10 protein-coding genes are annotated in these 14813 nt (G+C 69.3%); all 10 read left to right on the top strand.

The window, feature by feature from the left end:
• Positions 1–38 precede the first annotated feature (38 nt).
• The 10 genes from BM436_RS19600 to mmsB all read left to right on the top strand — a co-directional run bounded on the left by BM436_RS19600 (position 39) and on the right by mmsB (position 14767).
• The gene (locus tag BM436_RS19600) at positions 39–2165 is read left to right on the top strand and encodes an acetate--CoA ligase family protein (protein WP_093557220.1); all 2127 of its coding nucleotides are present in this window, start codon (positions 39–41) and stop codon (positions 2163–2165) included.
• On the top strand, positions 2162–4456 hold the full coding sequence (locus BM436_RS19595) for an enoyl-CoA hydratase-related protein (protein ID WP_177307353.1): 2295 nt from the start codon (positions 2162–2164) through the stop codon (positions 4454–4456). Before BM436_RS19600 ends, BM436_RS19595 begins: the two co-directional genes overlap by 4 nt.
• A 41-nt stretch (positions 4457–4497) precedes the next feature.
• Positions 4498–6510 carry an NADPH-dependent 2,4-dienoyl-CoA reductase gene (locus tag BM436_RS19590; protein WP_093557218.1) on the top strand — a complete coding sequence of 671 codons (2013 nt, stop codon included), beginning with the start codon at positions 4498–4500 and terminating at the stop codon, positions 6508–6510.
• A gap of 23 nt (positions 6511–6533) precedes the next feature.
• Positions 6534–7670: an NAD(P)-dependent alcohol dehydrogenase gene (locus BM436_RS19585; RefSeq protein ID WP_093557217.1), complete on the top strand. Its 1137-nt coding sequence runs from the start codon at positions 6534–6536 to the stop codon at positions 7668–7670.
• Positions 7667–9076 carry an aldehyde dehydrogenase family protein gene (locus BM436_RS19580; protein ID WP_093557216.1) on the top strand — a complete coding sequence of 470 codons (1410 nt, stop codon included), beginning with the start codon at positions 7667–7669 and terminating at the stop codon, positions 9074–9076. Before BM436_RS19585 ends, BM436_RS19580 begins: the two co-directional genes overlap by 4 nt.
• Positions 9077–9202: 126 nt before the next feature.
• On the top strand, positions 9203–10696 hold the full coding sequence (locus tag BM436_RS19575) for a CoA-acylating methylmalonate-semialdehyde dehydrogenase (RefSeq protein WP_093557215.1): 1494 nt from the start codon (positions 9203–9205) through the stop codon (positions 10694–10696).
• Positions 10697–10714: 18 nt separating this feature from the next.
• On the top strand, positions 10715–11875 hold the full coding sequence (locus BM436_RS19570) for an acyl-CoA dehydrogenase family protein (protein WP_093557214.1): 1161 nt from the start codon (positions 10715–10717) through the stop codon (positions 11873–11875).
• Positions 11872–12654, top strand: a complete 783-nt coding sequence (locus tag BM436_RS19565) for an enoyl-CoA hydratase (protein WP_093557213.1) — start codon at positions 11872–11874, stop codon at positions 12652–12654. The genes BM436_RS19570 and BM436_RS19565 overlap by 4 nt, the downstream gene beginning before the upstream one ends.
• Before the next feature lie 11 nt (positions 12655–12665).
• Complete coding sequence (locus BM436_RS19560) at positions 12666–13862, top strand: enoyl-CoA hydratase/isomerase family protein (protein ID WP_371859656.1); 1197 nt, start codon at positions 12666–12668, stop codon at positions 13860–13862.
• Positions 13859–14767 (top strand): 3-hydroxyisobutyrate dehydrogenase, encoded by a 909-nt coding sequence (mmsB, locus tag BM436_RS19555; protein WP_093557211.1) that lies wholly within the window; start codon positions 13859–13861, stop codon positions 14765–14767. Before BM436_RS19560 ends, mmsB begins: the two co-directional genes overlap by 4 nt.
• Positions 14768–14813: the final 46 nt, after the last annotated feature.

Raw genomic sequence — 14813 nt, 5'->3', positions numbered from 1 at the left:
TGGCGGGCCGGGTCGCGTCAAAAAAGACGGGAGACGAAATGAACAATGCGGAGAGCGCCACCGCCGCCATCGGTAACGAGCCGCTGAAGCGGCTATTCTATCCACGCTCGATTGCCCTGGTCGGCGCTTCGGAGCGCTCGCCCTGGTCGCAACTGCTGCACGCCAACATCCAGCGCGTCGGCTTCGCGGGCCGCGTGTACGCGGTCAACAAGACCGGCGCGGCGGCGCATGGTTATCCGGGATTTCCCTCGTGCGTGGCCATCCCCGAAGCGGTGGACGCCGCTTACCTGCTGGTTCCCCTCGAGGCCGCGCTCGACGCGCTGGACGATGTGATCGCGAGCGGGATCAAGTCGGCCGTCATCCTGACTTCCGGCTTCGCGGAGGCGGGGCCGGAAGGGGCGCGTCTCCAGGACCAGCTCACACGGCGTGCGCGCGCCGCCGGCGTGACCTTCCTGGGCCCGAACTGCCTGGGCTTCGCCAACCTGTCGATAGGCGCGGCGATGACGCCGATGCCGTTTCATCCGCCCTTCCTGCCGGGTAAAGTGGCGCTGGTGTCGCAGAGCGGCGCCACCGCCATCGAGATCGTGGAAATGGCGCACGACAGCAATATCGGCCTGTCCATGTGCATCGCCACCGGTAACGAAGCGATGCTCGACACCAGCGCCTGCGTCGACTTCCTGGTCGACGACGAGCATGTGCGGGTGATCATGGTGTTCGCCGAGACCATCCGCGACACGGCCACCTTCGCCGCTGCGGCCCGGCGCGCGCTGGCGCAAAAGAAGGCCATCGTCATCCTCAAGGCGGGCGCCACCGAACTGACCGCCAAGGTGGCGGCCGCGCACACCGGCTCGCTGGTGGGCGACGATGCCGTGTTCGACGCCGCCTGCCGCCAGCTCGGTGTGATCCGCGTGCACGCGCTCGAAGACCTCGTCGTCACGGCGGGGCTGCTTGCGCATACCGGGCCGCTCAAGGCCGCGGGCGTCGGCATCGTCTCCATCTCCGGCGGCGCCTGCACGCTGATCGCCGATCGCGCGGAAGCGCACGGCGTCAGCCTGCCGGCGTTCTCGCCGGCCACGCAGGCGCTGTTGCGCGAGGCCGTGCCCGGCACGGGCGAAGCGCTGAATCCCTTCGACATCACCGGCGTGGCGGTGCGCGATCCCGCGTTGTTCGAGCGCGTGCTCACGGCGCTCGGCGACGATCCCGCGATCGGCTTTGTCGGCTGTGTCTACAGCATGCCGTGGAACGACAAGTGGGACAAGGTGCCGGCCATCGTGTCGATCGGGCGCGCCCTCGGCGCGCTCGGCAAACCCTCGGCGATGCTCAACCAGACCAGCCGGCCGCTCACGCAGAAGAGCCGCGACATCATGGCGGAGACCGGCGTGCCGGCGGTGTTCGGCGGCATCGAGGCCGTGGTGGCGGCGCTGGGCCGCATCAGCCTCTGGAGCGCATGGGCGGCACAGGGAACCGCCGTCCGCGCGGCTCCCGCGCAGGCCAGCGACGCGCGGCCCGACGGTGAACGCGCGGTACTGGACTATCTGGCCGCCCGCGGCGTGCCCGTGATTCCGGCGCGGCTCGCCAGCACGCGCGACGAGGCGCTCGCCCATGCCGCCGCGTTCGATGCGCCGGTGGCGCTGAAGATCGCCTCGCCCGATATCGCGCACAAGACCGATGTCGGCGGCGTGCAACTCAACTTGCGGGGAGACGCAGCGGTCGGCGCCGCCTTCGACGCGATCCTTGAATCGGTGCGCGCCGCGCTGCCGGCGGCGCGGCTCGACGGCGTGCTGGTTTCTCCGATGCGCGGCGGCGGCCTGGAGATACTGGTCGGCACGGTACGCGATCCGCAGTGGGGCCAGACGCTCGCCGTCGGCCTGGGCGGCGTCTGGGTGGAGGCGCTGGCCGACACGCAGTTGCGGCTGCTCCCCGTCACCGCCGCGGAGGCGCGCGGCATGCTCACCGGGCTGCGGGCCGCCAAACTGCTGCAAGGCTTTCGCGGCACGCCGGCGGCCGATCTGGACCGCCTGGCCGAAGTGATCGCCGCCATCGGCGACGCGGCGCTCGCGCTCGGCGACAGTCTGGTCACGCTGGAAGTGAACCCGCTATGGGTGCGCGGCGGCGACATCGAAGCGCTCGATGGCCTCGTCATCTATTCCGGGAGTATTTCATGACGCCGCGTTCCGCCGGCCGTATCCCCGTCATCATCGGCATCGGGGAATTGATCGACAAGCCAGCCGACCCGCTGCGGGGACTGGAACCGCTGGAGATGCTGCTGCGCTGCGCCGCCGGCGCCGATGCCGACGCCGGCGGTGGATGGCTGCGCCGCATCGACACGCTGCGTGTCGTCAACCAGATTTCCTGGCCCTACCGCGACCTTGGCGGCCTGCTCGCCAAACGCCTGCGGCTGCGTGCCGCGGAATGCATCCATGGCCCGGTCGGTGGCGAAACCCCGGTCCGCATGATGCTCGACGCGGCGGTCGATATCGCGCGCGGCGAGTCGGAGGTCGCGTTGCTGTGCGGCGCCGAGGCGTTCAAGAGCGCGATGGCCTTGCGCGCCAGGGGCGTGAAGCCCGCGTGGACCGACGAGGACCCCGGCCACAGGCTGCCGCGCGGCGAGGATTTCGTCACCCGGCTCGCGGCGCGCTACGGCTTGACCAACGCGGTCGACGTGTATCCGCTCTACGACAACGCCACGCGCGCGGCCTGGGGCCAGAGCTTCGCCGACGCGCAAATGGAATCGGGCACGATCTGGGCCAATATGTCGCGCGCCGCCGCCGCCAATCCCTATGCCTGGAGCGGCAAGCCGATGAGCGCCGCCGACATCGTCTCGCCGTCGGAGCACAACCGGCCCATCGCCCATCCGTATCAGAAATTCATGGTCGCGCAAAGCGGCGTGAACCAGGCCGCCGCGGTATTGATGACGCACCTGGACGCGGCGCGCGCCATGGGGGTGCCCGACGAGCGGATCGTGTACGTCGGCTCCGGAGCGGGCGCGCACGAGCCCCACGATTTTCTCGCGCGCGACCGCTACGACCATGCGCCTGCGATGGAGCTGGTATTGCGGCGGACCCTGGAATTGAACGGCGTGGCGGCGCGCGACATCGACCTGTTCGAGTTGTACAGCTGCTTTCCGTGCGTGCCAAAACTGGCGCGGCGCGCGCTTGGCCTGGCCGCCGACGGGCCCTTGTCGGTCGCCGGCGGCTTGACCTTTTTCGGCGGCCCGGGCAACAACTACATGACCCACGCGATCACCGCGATGGTGCGCGCCCTGCGCGGAGGGCAAGGCCGCGCGGGCCTGCTGCATGGGAATGGCGAATACGTCACCAAGCACCATGCCGCCATGCTCTTCGCGGCCGCGCCGGCGCATCCGGTCCGCAACGAGGACCTGCAGGCAGCGGTCGAGGCCAGCTACGGGCCGGTTCCCGCGCTGGTCGAGGACTACGAGGGGCCCTGCGCGATTGAAACCTATACCGCCACCTTCAGCCGCAAGGGCGAGCCAGATCGCGGCGTGGTCATCGCGCGCACGCCGGACGGCAGGCGCCTGGCGGCGCGCGTCGGCGCGGCCGATCCGGACACGCTGGCTGTGCTGGTGGACGCCACGCGGGAGCCGGTCGGCACCCCGGGCCATGCCTACCTGCGCGGCGATGGCCTGGTCCATTTCAGCCTGAGCGCCAATCCGGAGCGCATCGAACCCGCGGTGCGCTTCGAGAAGCTCACGCCGCACATCGCGCTGGTCACGCTGAACCGGCCGGACAAACGCAACGCGGTCGATGGCGCCGTCACCCGGCTGATGGTCCGCTACGTCGAGCAAACCGAAAACGATACGGAAATCCGGGTCGTGATCCTCGCGGCGGCCGGCACGGCGGCGTTCTGCGCCGGCGCCGACCTGGCGGAACTCGCGGCCGGCCGCGGCCAGGAAACGACGGCCGGCGGCAATGGATTCGGCGGCTTCGTCCATGCCCGGCGCGGCAAGCCCTGGATCGCCGCGGTGCAAGCCTCGGCGATGGGCGGCGGAACCGAGTTCGTGCTCGCCTGCGACCTGGCGGTGGCCGGTGAAAGCGCGACCTTCGGCCTGCCGGAAGTGCGGCGAGGTGTGATCGCGGCCGCGGGCGGGGTGTACCGGCTGGCGCGCGCGATCCCGCAGCGCAAGGCGATGGAGCTGGTCCTGACCGGCGACAGCCTGACGGCCCGGGAAGCGCAGGCCCTGCACCTGGTCAACCGCGTGACCGCCGATGATCAGGTGATGACCGAGGCGCTGGCGCTGGCGCGGCGAATCGCCGACAACGCGCCGCTGGCGGTGGCGGAATCGCGCCGGCTGGCCGGGGCGGCCTTCGATGGCACGGACGCCGAGCTTGGCGAGCGCGGCGTCGAAGCGGCGTACCGGCTGATGGCCACGGAAGACTTCAAGGAGGGCCCGCGCGCCTTCTTCGAGAAGCGCCGGCCGCAATGGCAAGGGCGCTAAGGCCCGCGAAGCCCAATATCGATCTCAACCATGGAGCTTGAATGAATCCCTATCCCCACCTGCTTGAACCGCTCGACCTGGGCTTTACGACGCTATCCAGCCGCTCGCTGATGGGCTCGATGCATGTCGGCCTCGAACCGGAGCCGAACGGCTTCGAACGCCTCGCGGCCTTCTATGCCGAGCGCGCCCGGGGCGGCGTGGGGCTGATCGTCACCGGCGGTGTGGCGGTCAACGAGGAAGGCGCGCCGTTCGCGCGCGCGCCCAAGCTGAGCAACGCGGACGAAATCGCGCGCCACCGCATCGTCACCGATGCCGTGCACGCGGCCGGTGGCAAGATCGCGATGCAGGTGCTGCATTGCGGCCGCAATGTCAAGCATGGCCAGGCCGTCGCGCCCAGCGCGATCAAGTCGCCATTGTGGCCGCAGGTTCCGCGCGAGATGACGGAAGAGGATATCGAACGGACCCTCGCCGATTTCGTCAACTGCGCCGTGCTGGCGCGCGAAGCCGGCTACGACGGCGTCGAGATCATGGGCTCGGAAGGCTATCTGATCAACCAGTTTCTGGCGCCGCGCACCAATCACCGCGGCGATGGCTGGGGCGGCTCGCATGCCAATCGGATGCGCTTCGCGGTGGAGGTGGTGCGGCGAACGCGCGAGGCCGTGGGCCGGGATTTCATCATCGTGTACCGGCTGTCGCTGCTGGAGCTGGTCGAAGGCGGATCGACGCTGCCGGAAGGCGTCGCGCTGGCGCCCTTGATCGAACAGGCGGGAGCGACCATCATCAATGTCGGTATCGGCTGGCATGAGGCGCGCGTGCCGACCATCGCCACCAGCGTGCCGCGCGCCGCCTATGCCTGGGTGGCGCGCCTGCTCAAGGGCAAGGTCGCCATCCCCATCGTCGCCAGCAACCGCATCAACACGCCGGAGGTGGCCGAGCGCCTGATCGCCGAGGGTTATTGCGACATGGTGTCGATGGCGCGCCCGCTGCTGGCGGACCCGCAATTCATCCGCAAGGCGCGGCGCGACGAGGCCGATACGATCAACACCTGCATCGGCTGCAACCAGGCCTGCCTGGATCACGGCTTCAAGGAAATGGTGGCTTCTTGCCTGGTCAATCCCGTGGCCTGCCACGAGACCGAGTTGCGCATCGAACCGGCGCCGCGGCGCAAGCGCATCGCCGTGGTCGGCGCCGGCCCGGCCGGCCTGGCGGCGGCCACCACCGCGGCCTCGCGCGGCCACGAGGTGACCCTGTTCGAGGCGGACGCCGAGATCGGCGGCCAGTTCAACCTGGCCAAGCGGATTCCGGGCAAGGAGGAATTCTTCGAAACCCTGCGCTACTTCCGCCGCCAGATCGAGATCACCGGCGTGCGCCTGCGCTTGACCACCCGGGTCACGGCCGCGCAGCTGGAGGCCGAGGCATACGACGAGATCGTGCTGGCGACCGGTGTCACGCCGCGGGTACCCGCGATCGAAGGCCTCGACCATCCGAGCGTGCTCGACTACTTCGCCGTGCTCAGGGAGGACAGGCCGGTCGGCGCCAGCGTCGCCATCATCGGCGCCGGCGGCATCGGCTTCGACGTCGCGACCTTCCTGACGCATGGCGGAGCCAGCGCCTCGCTGCATCCTGAAAAATTCTTCGCCGAATGGGGCGTCGACACCAGTTACGGCCCACACAGCGGGCTGTGCGCGCCACGGGTCGAGGCGCCCGCGCGCAAGGTCTATCTGCTGCAACGCAAGGCGTCGAAGGTGGGCAACGGCCTGGGCGTGTCGACCGGATGGATCCATCGCGCGGCGCTGAAAAGCCGCGGCGTGGAAACCATCGCCGGTGTCGACTATCGGCGCATCGACGACGACGGCCTGCACATCACCGTCGATGGCCAAGACCGGCTGCTGGCGGTCGACTCGATCATCGTTTGCGCCGGCCAGCTGCCGGAGCGCTCCCTCGCCGCCGGCTTGCGGGGCAGGGTGCATTTGATCGGCGGCGCCGACGAGGCCGCCGAACTGGATGCGAAGCGGGCGATCAACCAGGCGGTGCGGCTGGCGGCACAACTTTAGTTTACTTTTAACCGGGGAAAAAAATGGATATCGAAGCCGCGCTGCTGCGCGAGGTGCATGCCGATTTCACGATCGAGACGGTGCGGATCGACGCGCCGCGGGCCGACGAGGTGCTGGTCGAGGTGCTGGCCACCGGCCTTTGCCATACGGACCTCGCCGTGCGCGACGGCGTCTTCCCGGTGCCGGCCATGCCCAACATCCTGGGCCACGAAGGGGCCGGGGTGGTGGTCGCGATTGGCGCCGCGGTGAGCACGATCGGGGTCGGCGACCATGTCGCCTTGTCGTTCGCCTCCTGCGGCGTTTGCCCGCCATGCGGGGAAGGCCGCCCCGCCCATTGCGACAACTTCCTGCAGGCGAATTTCATGGGCCGGCGGCCGGATGGCTCCTGTACCCATCATCAACACGGACACGAGATCAACGCCAGCTTTTTCGGCCAATCCTCGTTCGCGTCCCATGCGCTGGTGCGGGAACGCCACGTCGTCAAGGTGCCAAACGACATCCCGCTTGAATTGCTGGGACCGCTTGGATGCGGCATCCAGACCGGGGCCGGCACCATCCTCAATCATTTGAAGCCGCCGGCGGGCAGCTCGGTGGCCATTTTCGGCGCGGGCGCGGTCGGCTTGTCGGCGGTCATGGCGGCGAAAATCGCCGGCTGCGCGACCATCATCGCGGTCGACGTGCAACCAGCCCGGCTCGCGCTCGCCCTGGAGCTGGGCGCCACGCATGCGATAGACGGCCGGGAGGCGGACGCGGTGGCCGCCATCAAGGAGATCACCGCCGGCGCGGGCGCCGGCTATGTGGTCGAGGCCACCGGCTTGCCGGCCGTGGTCGCGCAAGGCATCCGCTCCGCCAGGCGCATGGGCCAGGTCGCGTTGCTCGGCATGGGGCCGATGGATGCGCCGCTCCCGCTGGTCCTCGGCGACCTGATGACGGGGGCGATGGTCCGTTACGTCATCGAAGGCGACAGCGTGCCGCACACCTTCATTCCACAACTGATCGAGTACCACCGCCAGGGCCGCTTCCCCTTCGATCGCCTGATCCGGTTCTACGACATCGACAACATCAACGACGCCGTGCGCGACACCGAGTCGGGCCGCACGATCAAGCCGGTCATCCGCATGCGGCGCCGGTCCACCACCAGCAACGGAGACCAGCCATGAGCGACGCACTGAACCCGGCCGATATCGCGCGGATTTTCGACCTGCAGGACCGTCATCGGCACGCGGTGCGCGCCACCTCGGCCGCCCAACGGGCCGCCAGGCTCACGGCGCTGCGCGCCGCCATCGTCGCGCATCTTCCGGCGGCGGTGGCCGCGATGGCCGAGGATTTCCGCAAGCCGGCCTTCGAGGCGGCCATGGAGGTCACGGCCCTGTTCGGCGAGATCGATACCGCGGTCGCCAACCTGGAGCAATGGATGCGGCCCGTCGAAGTGACGCCCAGCGCCCATGCGGCGCCCGGCGCGCGGGCGCGCATCCTGCGCGAGCCCAAGGGGCGGGTGCTCATCTTCGGGCCATGGAATTTCCCGTTCGCGCTGCTGTTGCAGCCCCTGGTCGGCGCCATCGCCGCCGGCAACGTCTGCGTCCTGAAACCGTCCGAACTCACCCCCGCGACCAGCGCCGTCTGCGTGCGCCTGGTCCGGGCCGTGTTCGACGAGGCGGAAGTCGCCATACTCGAAGGCGGCCCGGAGCTCGCGGCCGCGCTGCTCGACCATCCCTTCGATCATATCTTCTTCACCGGCTCCACCAAGGTGGGGAAACTGGTGATGGCGGCGGCGGCGAGGCATCTCTCTTCGGTCACGCTGGAGCTGGGCGGCAAGTCGCCCGTCATCATCGACGAGGACGCCGACCTGGCCCAGGCGGCGTCCCGGATCTCGTGGGGAAAATACATGAACGCGGGCCAGATATGCCTGTCGCCCGACTATGTGCTGGTCAAGCCCGCCCAGCGCGACGCCTTCGTCGACCAGGTGGCCCGCGCCATCCGGGCATCGTTCTACGAGGACGACGCGCTGAACGAGGCCGACGTGGCGCGGATAGTCGACGACCGCAACCTGCAACGGCTGAACCGCCTCATCGACGATGCCGTCAGCCGCGGCGCCCGCGTCGCTGTGGGCGGCAAGGTGCGCGCCGGACGGCGCATCGAGCCCACCGTCCTGGTCGACGTGCCGCGCGACGCGGCCATCATGCGGGAAGAGATTTTCGGTCCGGTCATGCCGGTGTTGACCTATGACGACCTCGACGACGCGCTGCGCGAGATCAACCGGCGCGACAAGCCGCTGGCGCTGTATGTGTTCAGCCGCCGCCCTGAATTCATCGAGGCCGTGCTGGCGCGCACGTCATCGGGCGGCGCGACCATCAACGACGTCATCCAGCATGTCGCCGAGCCCAATCTGCCGTTCGGCGGCGTCGGGCCGAGCGGGCATGGCGCCTATCACGGCATGTACTCCTTTCTCGCCTTCAGCCATGAGCGCAGCGTGTATTACCAGGCCGCCGAGAATCCGATGGAGGGCTTCTCCCGGCCGCCCTACGCCGGCAAGGTCGAGGTGCTGGTCAATATGATGGGCATGTGAACGGCGCCGCCGGTCGAATTTTGACGTGGCAAATTCTCGCATCCATTTTGAATAAATCGGTCATAGGCGCGGCGGCGGCGCTCTTCTATTCTGGTCCCATCCGACCACCAATAGGGGAACACACGCATGAGTACTGTCAAGTTGCTGATCAACGGCGAGTTTGTCGAGTCGTCCACCACCGAATGGCGGGATGTGATCAATCCCGCCACCCAGGAGGTGCTGGCCCGCGTGCCGATGGCCACGGCCGCCGAGATCTCGGCCGCCGTCTCCTCCGCCAGGAACGCCTTCAAGACCTGGCGTAAAACGCCGATCGGCGCGCGCGCCCGCATCTTCCTCAAGTACCAGCAACTGATCCGCGAGAACATGAAGGAGCTGGCGGCCTTGTTGACCGCCGAGCAGGGCAAGACCCTGGCCGACGCCGAGGGCGACATCTTCCGCGGCCTGGAGGTGGTGGAGCACGCCGCCAACATCGGCAGCCTGCAGATGGGCGAGATCGCCAACAACGTCGCCTCCGGCGTGGACACCTACACGCTGCAGCAGCCCATCGGCGTGTGCGCCGGCATCACGCCCTTCAATTTCCCCGCCATGATCCCGCTGTGGATGTTCCCGATGGCCATCGCCTGCGGCAACACCTTCGTGCTCAAGCCCTCCGAGCAGGACCCCATGGTGACCATGCGCCTGGTCGAACTGGCGCTGCGGGCCGGCATACCGCCCGGCGTGCTGAACGTGGTGCACGGCGGCGAGGATGTCGTCAACGCCATCTGCGACCATCCGGACATCAAGGCCGTGTCCTTCGTCGGTTCCACCAGGGTCGGCACCCACGTCTACCACCGCGCCTCGCAGACCGGCAAGCGCGTGCAGTGCATGATGGGCGCGAAGAACCACGCCATCGTGCTGCCGGACGCGAACAAGGAGCAGGCGCTGAACAACCTGCTGGGCGCCGCCTTCGGCGCGGCCGGCCAGCGCTGCATGGCCCTGCCTGTGACGGTGCTGGTGGGCGAGGCCAACGACTGGATCCCTGAGTTGGTGGAAAAGGCGCGCGGGCTGAAGATCAGCGGCGGCGCCGAGCCGGGCACCGACATCGGCCCGCTGATCTCCTGCGCCGCGAAGGAGCGCGTGGAAAGCTTCATCGCCGGCGGCATCGAGGGTGGCGCCAAGCTGGAACTGGACGGCCGCCGGCCCGAGGTGCCCGGCTACGAGGGCGGCAATTTCGTCGGCCCCACCATCTTCTCCGGCGTGAAGCCCGGCATGGCGATCTACGACCAGGAAATCTTCGGGCCGGTGCTGTGCCTGGTGCGGGCGGCCACGCTGGACGAGGCCATCGCCTTCATCAACGGCAACCCGAACGGCAACGGCACCGCCATCTTCACGCAGTCCGGCGCCGCCGCGCGCAAATTCCAGGAGGAGGTGGAAGCGGGGCAGATCGGCATCAACGTGCCGATTCCCGTACCCGTGCCGCTGTTCTCCTTCACCGGCTCCGGCGCCTCCAAGCTGGGCGACCTGGGGCCGTACGGCAAGCAGGTGATCCTGTTCTACACGCAGACCAAGACCATCACCGCGCGCTGGTTCGACGACAGCAGCGTGGCCGGACCGGTCAACACCACCATCTCGCTGAAGTAAACGGCGCAAGGAGCCTTCATGGACTTCGAACTCTCGGAAGAGCAGGCCGCCTTCCAGCGGGCGGCGCGCGACTTCGCCGCCGGCGAGATGGCGCCGCTGGCGGCGGAATGGGACGCCGGCTGCGTTTTCCCGGTGGAGACCATCCGCAAGGCGGGTGAACTGGGCTTCTGCGGCATGTACACGCCGCGGGACGCCGGCGGCATGGGACTGTCGCGGCTGGACGCGGCCATCGTGTTCGAGGAACTGGCGGCGGCGTGCCCGTCCACCACCGCCTACATGACCATCCACAACATGGTCAGCTGGATGCTGGCCACCTGGGCCGGCCCGGCGGTGCGCGAACGCTGGGCGCCGCCGCTGGCCAGCGGCCGGATGCTGGGCTCCTACTGCCTCACCGAGCCGGGCGCCGGATCGGACGCCGGTTCGCTCAGCATGCGCGCCGTGCTGAAGGACGGCGCCTATCGCCTGGACGGCAGCAAGGCCTTCATCTCCGGCGCGGGCGCCACCGACCTGCTGATCGTGATGGCGCGCACCGGCGACGGGGGGCCGAAGGGCATCAGCGCCTTCGCGGTGCCGGCCGACACCCCCGGCGTCGGCTATGGGCGCAAGGAGGTCAAGATGGGCTGGAACAGCCAGCCGACGCGCGTGGTCAGTTTCGACGGCGTGCGCGTCCCGGCCGACCACCTGCTGGGGGCGGAGGGCGAAGGCTTCCGCATCGCCATGAAGGGACTGGACGGCGGCCGCATCAACATCGCCACCTGCTCGGTGGGCGCGGCGCAGGCCGCGCTGAACGCGGCGCGCGAGTACATGGGCGAGCGGCGCCAGTTCGGCAACCGCCTGTCCGCCTTCCAGCACCTGCAGTTCGAGCTGGCCGACATGCAGACCGAACTGGTGGCGGCGCGCCAGATGGTGCGCCTGGCGGCCGCCAAGCTCGACGCCGGCGCCGCCAACGCCTCCGTGTACTGCGCCATGGCCAAGCGCATCGCCACCGACACCGGCTTCAAGGTATGCAACCAGGCCTTGCAGATCCATGGCGGCAACGGCTACATCCGGGAATATCCGCTGGAGCGCTACCTGCGCGACGTGCGGGTGCACCAGATCCTGGAAGGCACCAACGAAATCATGCGCGTGATCGTCGCGCGCCATTTGCTTGAACAACCCAACACAGAGGAAATCAGATGAACGACTACACCAACCTTCAACTTGAAATCGTCGGCCACACCGCCGTCGTCACGCTGGCCAACCCGCCGGCCAACACCTGGACCAGCGAAAGCCTGGCCGCGCTGAAGCGGCTGGTCGCGGACCTGAACGCCAATCGCGAGGTCTACGCCCTGGTCGTGACCGGCCAGGGCGAGAAATTCTTCTCGGCGGGCGCGGACCTGAAACAGTTCGCCGACGGCGACAAGGCCGTGGCGCGCGAAGTGGGCCGCCGCTTCGGCGAGGCCTTCGAGGCGCTGTCGCACTTCCGCGGCGTGTCGATCGCCGCGCTGAACGGCTACGCCATGGGCGGCGGGCTGGAATGCGCGCTGGCGTGCGACATCCGCATCGCCGAGGAGCAGGCGCAAATGGCGCTGCCGGAGGCCGCGGTAGGCCTGCTGCCCTGCGCGGGCGGCACGCAGAACCTGCCCATGCTGGTGGGCGAGGGCTGGGCCAAGCGCATGATACTGTGCGGCGAGCGCGTGGACGCGCAGACGGCGCTGCGTATCGGCCTGGTCGAGCAGGTGGTGGCCAAGGGCGAGGCCAGGGCGGCCGCCCTGGCGCTGGCGGAGAAGGCCGGCCGGCAAAGCCCGTCCGCCGTGGCGGCCTGCAAGCGCCTGATCCAGGGCGCGCGCGCCCACGCCCCCGCGCAGTGGCTGCCGGTGGAGCGCGAGCTGTTCATCGACCTGTTCGACACCCTGGACCAGAAGGAGGGCGTCAACGCCTTCCTGGAAAAGCGCGCGCCAATCTGGAGGAACCGCTGATGGGCGCCGCGCTGGACCTGCCGGTGCGGGCGGAGACGCTGCCGGCCGCCAACGGCCGCCTGATCGGCGTGCTGACGCTGAACGCGGAAAAGACGCTGAACGCGCTGTCGCTGGAGATGACGGACCTGCTGTCGGCCCAGTTGGCGGCGTGGGCCGGCGACGAGCGTGTCGCCATGGTGCTGCTGCAGGGGGCGGGGGAAAAAGCCTTCTGCGCCGGCGGCGACTTGCAAAACCTGTACCGCACAATGCTGGAACACCGCGCCTCCGCGCAGCGCGGCGATGTGCTGGGCAACGCCTACGCCAACGCGTTCTTCGAACGGGAGTACCGGCTGGATTACCAGATCCACACCTATCCGAAGCCGATACTGTGCTGGGGGCACGGCATCGTCATGGGCGGCGGCATCGGCCTGATGGCGGGCGCCAGCCACCGCGTCGCCACGGAAAAGACGCGGCTGGCGATGCCGGAGATCGGCATCGGTCTGTTCCCGGATGTGGGCGGCTCGTGGTTCCTGAGCCGCATGCCGGGCAAGACGGGCCTGTTCCTGGCCTTGACCGGCGCAGCCATCAACGCCGCCGACGCGCGCTACATCGGCCTGGCCGACCGTGTGCTGGCCCACGCCGACAAGCCGCAGGTGATCGACACGCTGCTGCGGCAGCCCTGGAGCGACGACCGCGCCGCCAACGGCGCGCTGTTGGGCGCCGTGCTGCGCGAGGCCGAGCACGGCACTGCGCAGGCAGCGCACGCCGCGGACACGCCGGCGTGCGCTGCACCGGGGCCTACCGCGCCCGCCGCGCAGGCCGCCGGGCCGCTACGCCAGCACCGCGACCTGATCGATGACCTGTGCGGGCGCGAGAGCCTGGAGGCCGTGCTGGCCGCATTCGCGGCGGTGCGGACCGAGGATCCCTGGCTGCAAAAAGCCCTCGCCGCGCCGGCGCGGGGATCGCCCGGCTCGCTGGCGCTGGCATGGCGCCTGCTGGAGCGCGCGCCGCAGCTGTCGCTGGCCGAGGTGTTCCGCATGGAGTACGGCGTCTCGCTGCGTTGCGCCGCCCATGGCGATTTCGCCGAAGGCATACGCGCGCTGCTGATCGACAAGGACCAGCGGCCGGATTGGCAGCCCGCCGCCGGCGCCGCGCATTTCCTGGACACCCCCTGGCCGCCGCGCCAGCACCCGCTGGCGGACCTGGACAAGCAGACGGAGAAAACATGAGCCGTACTTCATTTCATATCGCATTCATCGGCCTGGGCAACATGGGCGGGCCCATGGCCCTCAACCTGCTCAAGGCCGGCCATACGCTGAGCGTGTTCGACCTCTCCGCCGCCGCGCTGAAAACGCTGGGGGACGCCGGCGCCAGGGTGGCCGCGTCCGCGCAGGCGGCGGTGGCGGACGCCGACGTCGTCGTCTCCATGCTGCCCGCCAGCCGCCACGTCGAGGGCCTGTACCTGGGCGCGGAAGGTATCATCAAGCGCCTCCGCCCCGGCGCGCTGATCATCGAATGCAGCACCATCGCCGCGCAATCGGCGATCGCGGTCGCCAGGGCGGCCACGGAGGCGGGACTGGCGATGCTGGACGCGCCGGTGTCCGGCGGCACCGGCGGCGCCATCGCCGGCACGCTGACCTTCATGGTGGGTGGCCCGGCCGAGGTGCTGGAGCGCGCCCGGCCGGTGCTGCTGGGGATGGGCAAGAACATCTTCCACGCCGGCGCGCACGGGGCGGGGCAGACGGCCAAGATCTGCAACAACATGCTGCTGGGGATACTGATGGCCGGCACCGCCGAGGCGCTGGCGCTGGGCATGGCCAACGGGCTCGATCCGCGCGTGCTGTCGGACATCATGGGCAAGAGCTCGGGCCGCAACTGGGCGCTGGAGGTCTACAACCCGGTGCCGGGCGTGATGGACAACGTGCCCTCGTCGCGCGGCTACAGCGGCGGCTTCGGAGTGGACCTGATGCTCAAGGACCTGGGGCTGGCGGCGGAGGCGGCGATGGGCGCGAAGGCGCCGATACCGCTGGGCGAACTGGCGCGCAACCTGTACGCGCTGCACAGCGGCGCGGGCGCGGGCGCGCTGGACTTCTCCAGCATTTTCGAATTGCTTTCGCACAGGCCGGGCGCGTAGTTCCGGGCCCAGGGCCGTTATGCGCACTATTTCGTCATATTCCGCG

The organism is Pseudoduganella namucuonensis, from assembly GCF_900116645.1.
In the GTDB taxonomy this organism is placed as follows: domain Bacteria; phylum Pseudomonadota; class Gammaproteobacteria; order Burkholderiales; family Burkholderiaceae_D; genus Rugamonas; species Rugamonas namucuonensis.
Note: the sequence above shows the minus strand (reverse complement) of the source record. Positions and strands in the feature narration are given on the sequence as shown.